Consider the following 11,168-nt stretch of genomic DNA (forward strand, 5'->3'; position numbering starts at 1 on the left):
GTAGTGGTCTACGGTGTGACGAAATACATTGTGAAGTCCCTCGAGCCCCTCGCCCTGCTTATCGCGGGCTCGTTGATGGTCGCCGGCTACTTCCTCTACGAGTACTTCGTCAGTAATCCTCTTACAGGTAGACCCCCCATCAACGCGTTGTACGAGGTCCCCGTAAACATAGGGCAGGCCGTGTCAGGCGTCATAATCTCTCTACCGGTGGCGGTGTGGCTATATAGGGCAGGTTTTGTGAAACAGAAGTAGTATCCACAGGAAAGGGAACTTTATTGCTCTTAGAGGCCAAGATAGACGAGGCTGGTTACGCCGGAGGTTTTAAAATCAGAGGTGTGAGCCTCGAGCTAGACGAGGGGGAGTTGGTAGTCGTAACAGGCAAGTCTGGCTCAGGCAAGACGACCCTGGCAAGGGCTTTGACCAACACTATTACCTTACGTGGAGGCTACCTCCGCGGCGACGTCCGCCTACTCGGTAAAAGCGTGAAGGAGTACCAGCCGGGCGAACTGGCGGGAGTGCTAGCCTACATACCTCAGGAGCCCTGGTACGGGATAATAGGCTACACCGTGATGTCGGAGTTCTGCTATACTCAGCTTATCGTGCGAGACAAGTGCGACCCGAGGGCTCTAAACGAGGTTGGTCTCGGAGGCATGGAGGACTTCATAACGTACGGGCTGAGCGCGGGGCAGACGCAGTTACTGCTGTGGGCTGAAGCGCTTGCCACGGGCGCTAGAGTCATCGTGATGGACGAGCCCCTCGTTTACCTCGACGAAGCCGGCAGGTCGAAAATGAAGAGCCTCGTCCGAAAGCAACTTAGCGAGGGAAAGGGGTTTGTAGTCGTGGACCACGACCCGCTCTTCTGGGCAGAGCTTAGACCGAGGTTCATACTGATGAGCGACGGGGTCGTAGAGTACGAGGGCTACACGCTTAGCTGGGCCTGGGAGGTGAAGACCCCTCGGATAGGGAGAGGGGGCGGCAGCGGGCTCGCCATCCGGCTTAAAGACGTGTGGTTCAGGTACCCTGGCTACGGCTGGGTCTTGAGGGGTGTCGACCTAGAGGTCGCCTCCGGAACCCTTACAGCGGTAGTGGGCAGGAACGGCTCTGGGAAAACCACGCTCTTGAAACTAATGGCTGGGCTCCTGAGACCCAGTAGAGGTAGCGTTGCTGTGAAGGGTAGGCCGATCTACATACCGGAGAACCCGTTGGCGTACTTCTCGATGCCTACCCCGTGGGAAGAGCTGGTGTACATGGCGGGCGGTGACGAGGACAGAGCTAGAGAAGTAGCCGATTTGTTCGACCTGAGAGGGGTTATGGGGAGTAAGCTGGCGGACCTCAGCTCGGGGGAGAGAAGGAGGCTGGCGATCGCATCGGCTTACCTCGGCGGTTTTGACGTATACCTGCTCGACGAGCCAACCGGAGGGCTGGACACTTTCAACGCCAACAGGGTCGTGGAAGTTGTCGAGAGGCTGGTCGAGGAGGGTAAAACGGTGGTCATCGCGAGTCACGACGATAGGCTCGTGAGGGCCGTCGAGAGGAGAGTGGTAATCGACCGTGGTGTTGTAGTGTGAGCCTTATAGCGGCTCTAGTCAACCTAGTCTACCGCGCCCTCTTCTTGAGGGGGGAGGAGGGCTTCAGGCTCTCCTACACGTGGTCTAAGCTACTGTACTTGGTCTCCGCCCTGCTCGTGGTCACCAAGCCGGGTGCCGTCTCGGCGCTCGTCGTGATGGGGTCTACTCTACCTCTCTCCATCGTCTGGCCGGGGTGGAGCTGGCTCTACAGCGCTCTCCTACTCTCACTTATACCAGCTGCGTGGTTTTCCCTCACGGCTTACGTAAGCGGCTACGTGGGCTTACCTGGAGTAGACGCCGTAGGTGCGGTGGTCGTCCTGGTCAGGTCTCTAGCAGTCTCTCTCCTGATCTTGTTCCTGGCCGCGGCCCTCAGCCCAGTGAAGGTCGCCAACATACTGATAAGACTACGAGCCCCAGGCTACTACCCTCTGCTCACCTGGCGTACTATACCCTACGGGCTAAGAGTCCTCGTCGACTCCATCCACATAGGCGTCTTGAAGAGGGAGAAGCCCCACAGGAGGCTGGCACCAGCTGTCGCCATAATGTTGGAGTATGGAGGGTTCGTCGAGGAGTACAACTGGCTCAAGGTAGGGGGGCGTGTTAAAGGAGCCATACCAACGAGAAGCTCGGCCAGGCACACCGCTATTCTCACGGCGGCGTCTCTGGGCCTTGTACTCCTGTACGTCGTCCTCCCGTGAAAAAGTGATAAGGGTCTAGTTCCGATCCAAGATTGGGGACGGGTGGGGGGCTTGATCACAGTTAAAGTTGACGGGCTAGTGTACTACGTCTGCGACTACTGCCACTCGGTCTACCCTGATATCGACTCGGCTAAGGTGTGCGAGGACTGCTGTTGTCACAACAAGCCCAAGCCGGCGGTCCTCGAGGAGAGGAGGGTGGGGTTCTACAACCCCTACAGCGAGCAGAAGATCGTGTTTATAGTGAGTAAGCGCCCGCTGATCAGGCTATTCAAGCTCATGAAAGGAAGTGTGAGTGTAGAAAACGTATTGTCGGTTTGAAAGTACTCGTCATTCTACTCGGCGTTCGGTTCCCTCCTCATCCAGTACTCGTAATAAAGGGTTTGGGAGGTTTAAAAACGGCTTTATGGGTTGTTGGCCGGCTCGAAGTATGAGTGGGGCATTCTGAGTAGATTCCACTCGGCTCTCGAGTACTTGGTCTCGTAGAGTCTCCTGGCCAGGTCGATCTCCTCTCTGCTTGGTAGGTCGTAGTATGGCTCTAACCCCAGTAGCTCGCTGTAGGACTCGATCACAGCCTTGACCACGTCTGGGACGCCTATCGAGGGGTTCAGATTCGCCAGGTTCGTGACCCTGTACTTCACGTCGCTGACCTTTTTATCGGCTAGCTTGGCCTTCGAGACCCTGAGCACCCTCGACAGCACCTCTAAATTGGTATTCAGAAGGAGAGTGCCGTGGAGTAGGTAGGTACCACCCCTGAAACTGCCTGCTGCCCCGGACACCTTGAAGGACTTGTCTCCGCTCGTTACGACAACGTCGTTGACGTTCTCTCGTACAGCAGTGAAGCCCAGCCTTCTCAGGGCCTTCACGAAGCCTTCCAACAGGTAGTCGTAGAGGTAGGAGATAGACCCCTTCTCGGGGCCCCTCGTGACAATTGTCCAGAGGAGGCACCCGAGGTCGTGGTATACTGCTCCCCCGCCTGTGAACCTTCTCGCGATACTGATGTTCATCTTCCTCGCATACTCTATGTTCACCTCCTCGTCAGCTTTCTGGAAGTAGCCTATAATGACAGCGTTGCTATGCCTCCAGAACCTCAGCGTTGCGTCGGCGCCGCGCATAACGCTCTGGAATATCGCCTCCTCGAACGCTAGACTGTAGAACGGGTTGTCCGGGGTCTCGTAGAACAGGACCCTAAGCCCCCTCATGTACACCGGCCTCCACGAGAGCCTTTTTCAAAGCTGTCTTGAAGTCCTCGGGCGTTGAGCCCGCTAGCTCTACGCCCCGGCTGAAGAACTCGTCTAGCTTAGACGAGACCTCCTCCCAAGACGCCTTAGCCCCCCTGAGTGTAGCCTCCAGCTCGAACAGGGCATCCTCAGGGTATATAAAGAAGTCGCCTGTAATGGTCGCTTCTTCGATCACTCCTTCTACGATCTTTAAACTGACTCTAATCAGCCCCTTCCTGGCCTTATGCTCGTATACGCCTATCCGCAACTCCGTCTACCGGCTCAATATAGGTTGATCTAGGGATTAAAACTTGGGGACCTCAGGCGATGGGCTTCCCATACCTCGCCTCCAGGGGCTTACCGTGCTCGACCAGCTTACCCGCGAGCAGGCCATTTAGGTAGTACGCGGCCTTCCTCCTGGAGAGCACCTGGTTGTTGTTGCCGCAGAACGGGGAGTAGATACACCTGGGGCACCCGTCCTCGCAGTTGCAGGACGAGACGATGTCGTGGGCTATCTCCTCGGCCCTCTCGAACCTCTCGAAAAGCAGTCTGGCAAGCCCGCTGCCGCCAGGCGCAGCATCGTAGATCACGATGTCGCCGCTGGGGTAGCTCACCCCACCCATGTCCGTCAAACCGGCGCCACAGACTATCCTCGCAGCGGAGATCAGGGAGTGCTCAATCGCGTGGAACGCCTCGGCGTGGCCGAGCCTGTCCCACTCATCGATCGTCGGGTACTTGACCAGGACGGCTTTAGTCTGGTATGAGTAGCGGAGGGGCGTGTCGAGCCAGTACTTCTCGCCGCCTCTGTCGTCGAAGGCGTTTTTGACAACGTAGCCCTCGACAGCGATCTCGAGCTCGACGTTAGCGTAGGTTAGTGGTATGTTTCTCTTGGAGACGCGCTCGTCGAGGACCTCGAAGTCGACCACGTCCACGGTGTACAAGGGCTTGGTGTAGTAGTTCACGTCTTCGTCCAGCCTCTTCACGTACGCGGCCCTCTTACCGATGTCTACCCCCAGCGAGATGTAAGGCTTGGTTTGAATGAAATAGATCGCACCGGGGTAGAGGTCTAGGAGGGCCTGGGGTAACTCCCTGGACCCCAACACTTCGCCTGTCGCCTCGTCGTAGATCTCGACGAGGGGGCCCCCGCTCCTGATACTGCCGTACTCCTCGAGGAAGTCCATTGCGAGCCTGCGTCGGGGGTAGGCGTAGTAGCCCCTGGTGTACGCGAGCCCATGTTCTATGAGGAGTTCGACAGCCCTCCTCCAGACAGGTGGGAGGCTGTTTAAGTGGAGGCGCCCCCTCTCGAGTAAGTGGGCTACTAGGTGGACCTTTGCGACCTCTATGTTGGAGGGCTCTATGACGGAGGGTGGTATCTCCTGGCTGAAGAACTGGGTCGGGTACCTCTCGTAGTACGAGTCTATTGGGTCGTCGGCCAATATCGTGAAGACGTAGCCTGGTCTCCCCCTCCTACCGGCTCTACCAGCTCTCTGGACATACTTCGTGAAGCTGGGCGGCGGCGATGACATTACGACAGCGTCGAGGTCGCCTATGTCTATTCCGAGCTCTAGAGTAGGCGTGGCCGCGACGGCGAGTACTTCGCCGGATCTCAGCTTTTCTTCAACCCTCCTACGTTCCTCGGGTGGGAGCCCAGCCCTGTGGACTAAGACTTCTGTCCCGAAGCTCCTACCGATCCTCGCCACGAGCTCCGCCATCTGCTGGCTGTCGACGAAGACTATGTGCTTGAGACCCCTCTTTGCGAGTATACTCGATAGGGCCGCCGCTATAGTCCACCTGCTCAAGTAGCCCGACGAGACAAGAGCGTGAACGGCCCTGCCTCTCCTCCTACTGGGCCCTTTGACGACCACTACGTCGACTCCGAAGATGCTCTCGGCGAACTCCTTGGGGTTGCTGAGAGTGCCTGAAGAGGCTATAAACTGTAGCTGCCCTCCCTTGGCGAGCTTTACTCTGTCCACTATGTACTTCAGGTGTGTGCCGAGCACCCCCTCGTAGACGTGGAGCTCGTCGACAACGAAGAACTTTGCACGGTCGACGAACGATCTGATCGCGGGGCTGCGGACTAGGCCTACGTGTATCATGTCGGGGTTCGTTATAAGTACGGCCGGCGGCTGAGACCTCATCCTCTTCCTGGCCTCGACTGGCGTATCGCCGTCATAGACGCCCGCCGATACTTTACCGAAGACCAAGTACTTGTGGAGCCTCGCCAGCTGGTCTCTGCTCAGCGCCTTGGTGGGGTAGGTCACTACAGCTCTCGGCAGGGGTGAAGGGTTGCGGTGGACGTCGACTAGTATGGGTATGAGGAAGGCCTCCGTCTTGCCGGTCCCCGTCCCGGCCACTATCACCGTGTTGAAGCCGTTTAATATGTTCTCGAAGGCCTCGTACTGGAACTTGTAGAGCCTACTAATGCCTGCCTTAATGAGCGTCCGCCTCAGGTCCTCCGGTAAGTTTAACTCCTCTACGCTTGGGCCTGGTTCGGGCTCGACGGACTCCTCCACGTGTTCGTGTATAATGGAGGCTCCGGCGCGGGGGTAGAGCTGTACCAGCTCGCTGTTGACCTCAAGTAGTAGCCTGTCTCTTATCATGGGTTGTTACTCGCACTAACTGCTACACAACTAAAACCTATACAAGAAAGCCATTTAATTTCACTCCGTGCTTATTATTGGCTGAGATGGTCTCGTTGGGCTTTGACCCCGAGTCCTGGATTAGGAAAGGCGAGGAAATGGGAGCGGACTACGTTGATGTCAGGTACCAGGAGCATACATACGAGTTCATTTTACTAGACAACGGCGTGGTGAGAGAGTCGACAGTTTCCAAGAGCCGGGGCGTCGGCTTCAGGGTGTTTTACAAGGGGTTCGTCGGTTACGCGTCTACGAACGACCTCAACGAGCCTTCTCTTAAAAATGCCCTGGAGCAGGCGTTTAGGATTGCCAGGGCCCTCGAGGGTAGGTCCAGGCCTGCAAGGGTGGCGAGCCGCGGCGTTTATAGGGATAGGGTCGTGAGCGACTACTCGATCGACCCGGTCGACGTAGACGTGTCGGAAAAAGTGGACTTGCTCAAGGCTATCTATGGTACTCTTAGAGAGGAGAAGGCGCTGTCCAGCGTTGTTTTGAGGTACGGCTTCGAAAAGGACAGGAGGGTGATCGCCTCCTCGAGAGGGGACTACGTGGACTTCACGAGGAGGATGGTGGGCATAGGCGGCGTCCTTGTAGCACAAGCCGAGGGCTCTATGGAGAGGCTCTCTCACGGGGAGTCCAGGGTTGCAGGATGGGAGTTTGTCAAGAACTTCGACTGGGAGAGGCTCTTTAAAGAGAACGCCGAGCTCGTAGTAGGGGCCCTTAAAGCGAAGACCCTCCCGCCCGGCAAGTACGACGTGGTGCTGGACAACGAGATGGTGGGCCTGCTCATCCACGAGGCCTTCGGCCACGCGTCAGAGGCGGACATAGTGATGTCCGGGGGGAGCGTTCTCGAGAATAAAGTGGGTAGCGTCGTGGCCAGCGAGCTCGTTTCAATAGTCGACGACGGAAAAGTCAGTGGTGGCGTGTACCTACCGTACGACGACGAGGGGTCTCCCAAGGTAAAGGTCTACCTGATAGAGAAGGGGGTGTTCAGAGGCTACCTCCACAACCTAGAGACAGCGGGCTTCTTCAACGCGAGCCCGACGGGCAATGGGAGGTCCATGACCTATGCTGACAACGTACTCGTGAGGCAGACCAACATATACCTCGAGCCGGGGGACTGGGACCCATACGAGATCATACAGGACACGAAGAGGGGGGTGTACCTGAAGGGCCGCGGCGCCTCCGGGGGCCAGGTAAACCCCGCGACCGGCTCCTTCACCTTCACGAGCGGCCCTAGCTTCATAATCGAGGGCGGGGAGGTACAGGGGATGATTAGAGGGGTCATGATAGCAGGGAACATCCTGGAGACGCTCCTCAACGTGGACGCCGTCGGCTTAGACCTGGAGGTCAAGACCAGCGTTTTTGGCGGTTGCGGTAAAGGCGGTCAGATGGTCAGGGTCGGCGACGGGGGCCCCCACGTAAGAATCAGGGGTGTGGCTCTTGGAGGCTAGGCTTGACCCTGAGGCGATCCTAAGAGAAGGGTTGAGGAGAGGGCTGAGCGAGCTCGAAGTCGTGGTCATCAGCACTGAGAGGGTCACGGCCTCCATTGTCTCCGGCGAGATCAAGCCGGTGTTGTTCAGTGCGAGGACTACGTACGGGTTGAGAGCTGCGATCGGGAGGAGGGTGGCAGGGATATCTGTCGGCGACCTGGGTACGAGTCTGGAGGAGGCTTTGAGAGACCTGGAAAGGGCTGTGAGGAGTGCCCCCGAGGACCCCTACTGGCAGGGCTTTCCGCCGAAAATCGATAGAGGGGTAAGGTCCGAGACGTACTCTAAACTTTTTGACTACCTGGAGCCGGAAAAGGCCGTCGAGCTGGCTAAGCTGGTAGTGGACAGCGCGGCGGAGCGCGGTCGTGTAGTAGGTGCGGACAAGACTACTGTTATGGAGGGGCTAGTGGAGCTGGCTAGGGTGAACATCAGGGTGGCCAACACGAACGGTGTAGACGTGAGCGAGAGATGTAGCCTCTTCGGGGCGTATGGGAGCGTGAAGTCGGTGTTCGGCGGGACCGACTCGACGTACGACTTCTCGTTGTGGAGCAGGAGGGTAGCTGAAGAAGAGCTCGTGAAGAGAGTGGTAGAGGCTGTCGACTACACCACACTCTTCCGGGGTCCAACTACCCCGGAATCCGGAGTGTACCCGTTAGTGTTGGCTCCTAGGGTCGTGGCTGAGGTCTTAACGGCAGCTCTTATACCTGCTGTCTCGGGTTTAAACATCGTCGAGGGCAGGAGCCCGTTGAAGGGGAAGATCGGGGCGCCCGTGCTCAACGAGAAGGTCACTGTACGCGACGACCCGACGCTCCCGCTCCACTACGGGTCTAGGAGCTTCGACGACGAAGGTGTCGGCGTCTACTCCAAGACCGTGTTCGACAGGGGGGTCTTCGCGACTCCTCTGACCAACTACTACGTCTCTAAAAGGCTTAACATGGAGTCGACCGGTAACGGCTTCAGGACTCTACCTGGGGCTTCCACGGCACCGGCTCCAACAAACGTCGTGCTCGAGAATGGTAGCGGGGGCTTAGAGGAGTTCACCAGGGAGTTGAAGAGGGGTATCGTGGTCTACTCGACTATAGGTAGCTGGATGAGCAACTTCGTCTCGGGACAGGTCTACTTCACAGTCACTCACGGGCTACTCGTAGAAGGTGGGAGAGTAAGGCCCGTCAAATCGTTTGTCGTGGCGGGGAACATATACGAGTGGCTGGGCGGCAAGCTCGTCGAGGTAGGGTCGGACGCGGAGGTTAACGCCAACTACGTAACCCCCAGCTTGTACATCGCTGAGGCCAAGGTGTCCGGCGGCTAGTCGACGTACCTGACGTTCCTCGCTATGTATGGCTCGAGGCGGACCACGCCCCTGTCTGTTTTCAGGACTAGCCTACCTTGCTCGTCAACGTCCTCCACAACGCCTTCAATAGTGCCCTCGTCGGTCTCCGCCTCTACCCTCCTACCTAGCGTCTCCAGCCTGCTTGTGTACTTGTGCATTATGGTCTCGGGTCTCCTGGCGTAGTGCTCGATTCTAGATATCAGGCTCGTTAAAACGGACAGGACCTTGTTCCTCGCCACGAGTTCGCCCGTAATATTCTTAAGGGACTCGGCGGTGGGTAGGGGTGGCTCGTTGTTCACGTTGATCCCTACCCCCACGTACAGTACTATGTCCTCGCCTATCGACTCCGCCTCGAGGAGAACCCCGGACACCTTCCTCCCCTTGTAAGTTATGTCGTTCGGCCACTTCACGTTGAACGTGGTATTGCTGACTTTCTCAAGGGACTCGATCACGTACAGGGGGATGGCTAGGGAGGATATCGACGCGGCCCTTGGGGAGACCCTCAGTTTGTAGGTGACCCAGAGGCCGCCCAAGGAGCTAACCCAGCTCTTACCAAACCTCCCTCTCCCAGACAGCTGGTACTCTGCAACGACTATGCTCCAGGGGTTGAGGTGCCTGGCCGCCGTCATGGTCGAACCCGTGACCACCCTGTACTGGAGCATCCAGCCCCACGGTTTGAAAGTCCTCGGGTTGTCGCCACTGGACCACGATACTCTACCCCCCTCCAGCCTGATGATGTAATTCCTCGACAGCTTCTCGACGAGCCTCAGGACCTCTTCTACCTCGAGCCCCAGCTCGCCCGACAGCTCGCTTATTCCGACGCTCCTCTTCGCGCTTAGCAGGTCTAGTAGCAGAAGCTCGGCTATTCCTGGCTGCTCACTCATGGGCCTTCAGCTCCGCCAACCTCTTCGTGACCTGGTCTACCTTGAGTATGTGTGGTAGGTCGGGGTAGTGCCGCACAAGGAACAAGTAGAGGTTGTAGACGGGTGCGCCGGGCCTCCCAGGCTCGAGCTCTACAATGCCAAGCCTCCAGAGCGTGGAGAGCAGTGCTAGGAATAAGCTCCGTATACGCTCCATCTCGTTTGCCGCGTCGTACTCGTATGGCATGTACTCTGAGAGTATCCCGGGGTTCAGCTCGCTGTACTTCTCCAGCACGCTCCTATCCCTCTTTATGACGGGGCACATCAGGCTGAGCCCGTACTCAACTGTGGCGTAGACGACTCGGTTGTAGGAGTCGATGTTGTACTTCACCTGTCTCGGTATGTAGGGGAAACTGCGGCATATGAGCGGTTTGTAGATGTTCTGTATCCTGCAGAGGTTCCCCGCGAGAAAGGGGCACTTCCCGTCAACCAAGTCCATCACGTAGCTGAAGGCCAGGTTGTAGCCCGACACCCTGTCGTACATGTAGTACCCGTTGTAGCTCTTGTAAGGCAGACCGAGCGCCTCCGCCAGTTCCCTGAGAATAACGTCTTCGTGAGGCAGTAGGCTTACGGGGCTCGCCCGGCAGCAGTCGCCGCAGAGGGTGCAGACGAACCTCATGTACTACCCCTTACACGGTCGCGTAGTAGCCCGGCAGCTTCTCTCTGTAGAGCATCTTGATCCTCTCCACACCGTCAACGCTCTTAATAATGTCTACAACGGGGGGCGGGACCAGCTGCTCCCACTCACTCCTCCCCTCGGCTATGAGCCTCCTTATGATACTACCCCTGTAGTTCTCCCTCGCCAGCCTGGGAGGCTCCACCACCGTATACCCCTCCTCCATGAACACCCTCTGTATGACGGGGTTCAACGTCACGACGTACTTGAACGGGGGGCTGTAGAGCTTGACGTAGTGCACGGCAACTCTGCTGACCTCTAGTGTCGGGAGCGTTACTGTAATTAGCTTGTCTAGCGGTAGACCACTCCACTTCAGGCTCTCCCTGATCATCAGGATCCTCTCGCCCGCCGTGAAGGGGTTCTCCGGCGTGTGGCTCTGGCTGGCCATCCCAACCACGACCACGACCTCGCCAAACCTCTCGTAGCAGAACTTTAGCGCGTTCAAGTGACCGTAGTGGAACGGCTGGAACCTGGCTATCATTAGGCATCGGTCGTCGGTCAACAAGCACCCCATAGGAGTATGTCTCGAGGAGTTATTAAAAAATCTGTAAAAACGTATCGGGGGTCCAGAACCTACTGTTTAAGGTAGGACGACTTGGACGGGGTAGGTCTTACCGCTCGCAGTGTGTAGCTTGA

General features: G+C 57.5%; 11 protein-coding genes and 1 pseudogene. 6 read left to right on the forward strand and 6 right to left on the reverse strand.

From position 1 onward, the window contains the following. The 4 genes and pseudogenes from ACP5VX_RS02135 to ACP5VX_RS02150 form a co-directional block, all read left to right on the forward strand. Positions 1-252, forward strand: a pseudogene (locus ACP5VX_RS02135) (ECF transporter S component); the annotation flags it as partial. Between the two features lie 23 nt (positions 253-275). Further along, positions 276-1,568 (forward strand): ATP-binding cassette domain-containing protein, encoded by a 1,293-nt coding sequence (locus ACP5VX_RS02140; protein WP_428724256.1) that lies wholly within the window; start codon positions 276-278, stop codon positions 1,566-1,568. Continuing rightward, entirely contained in the window at positions 1,565-2,266 is a 702-nt protein-coding gene (locus tag ACP5VX_RS02145; RefSeq protein ID WP_428724257.1) for a hypothetical protein, read from the forward strand. The genes ACP5VX_RS02140 and ACP5VX_RS02145 overlap by 4 nt, the downstream gene beginning before the upstream one ends. Before the next feature lie 51 nt (positions 2,267-2,317). Beyond that, on the forward strand, positions 2,318-2,584 hold the full coding sequence (locus ACP5VX_RS02150) for a hypothetical protein (RefSeq protein WP_428724258.1): 267 nt from the start codon (positions 2,318-2,320) through the stop codon (positions 2,582-2,584). Positions 2,585-2,667: 83 nt separating this feature from the next. Here the strand turns inward: ACP5VX_RS02150 and ACP5VX_RS02155 are convergent, their stop codons facing one another. From ACP5VX_RS02155 to ACP5VX_RS02165, 3 genes are read right to left on the reverse strand one after another with little or no spacing between them, the layout of a single operon-like run. Then, the gene (locus ACP5VX_RS02155) at positions 2,668-3,465 is read right to left on the reverse strand and encodes a lipoate--protein ligase family protein (protein WP_428724259.1); all 798 of its coding nucleotides are present in this window, start codon (positions 3,463-3,465) and stop codon (positions 2,668-2,670) included. Next, the gene (locus ACP5VX_RS02160) at positions 3,452-3,751 is read right to left on the reverse strand and encodes a lipoate protein ligase C-terminal domain-containing protein (protein ID WP_428724260.1); all 300 of its coding nucleotides are present in this window, start codon (positions 3,749-3,751) and stop codon (positions 3,452-3,454) included. The genes ACP5VX_RS02155 and ACP5VX_RS02160 overlap by 14 nt, the downstream gene beginning before the upstream one ends. Positions 3,752-3,803: 52 nt before the next feature. Beyond that, positions 3,804-6,083, reverse strand: coding sequence for a DEAD/DEAH box helicase (locus ACP5VX_RS02165; protein ID WP_428724261.1), 2,280 nt, complete (start codon positions 6,081-6,083; stop codon positions 3,804-3,806). 86 nt (positions 6,084-6,169) lie between these two features. On the opposite strand from ACP5VX_RS02165, the gene ACP5VX_RS02170 reads away from it, so the two are divergent. Together ACP5VX_RS02170 and ACP5VX_RS02175 are read left to right on the forward strand one after the other, a co-directional pair. Then, positions 6,170-7,570 carry a TldD/PmbA family protein gene (locus ACP5VX_RS02170; RefSeq protein ID WP_428724267.1) on the forward strand — a complete coding sequence of 467 codons (1,401 nt, stop codon included), beginning with the start codon at positions 6,170-6,172 and terminating at the stop codon, positions 7,568-7,570. Then, entirely contained in the window at positions 7,560-8,915 is a 1,356-nt protein-coding gene (locus ACP5VX_RS02175; RefSeq protein WP_428724262.1) for a TldD/PmbA family protein, read from the forward strand. The genes ACP5VX_RS02170 and ACP5VX_RS02175 overlap by 11 nt, the downstream gene beginning before the upstream one ends. Here ACP5VX_RS02175 and ACP5VX_RS02180 read toward each other — a convergent pair. From ACP5VX_RS02180 to ACP5VX_RS02190, 3 genes are read right to left on the reverse strand one after another with little or no spacing between them, the layout of a single operon-like run. Further along, entirely contained in the window at positions 8,912-9,820 is a 909-nt protein-coding gene (locus tag ACP5VX_RS02180; protein WP_428724263.1) for a biotin--[acetyl-CoA-carboxylase] ligase, read from the reverse strand. The genes ACP5VX_RS02175 and ACP5VX_RS02180 overlap by 4 nt on opposite strands. After that, positions 9,813-10,475, reverse strand: coding sequence for a YkgJ family cysteine cluster protein (locus ACP5VX_RS02185; RefSeq protein ID WP_428724264.1), 663 nt, complete (start codon positions 10,473-10,475; stop codon positions 9,813-9,815). Before ACP5VX_RS02185 ends, ACP5VX_RS02180 begins: the two co-directional genes overlap by 8 nt. Positions 10,476-10,485: 10 nt before the next feature. After that, complete coding sequence (locus ACP5VX_RS02190) at positions 10,486-11,046, reverse strand: nicotinamide-nucleotide adenylyltransferase (protein ID WP_428724265.1); 561 nt, start codon at positions 11,044-11,046, stop codon at positions 10,486-10,488. Positions 11,047-11,168: the final 122 nt, after the last annotated feature.

This window comes from Thermogladius sp. (assembly GCF_049970955.1).
Lineage (GTDB): Archaea > Thermoproteota > Thermoprotei_A > Sulfolobales > Desulfurococcaceae > Thermogladius.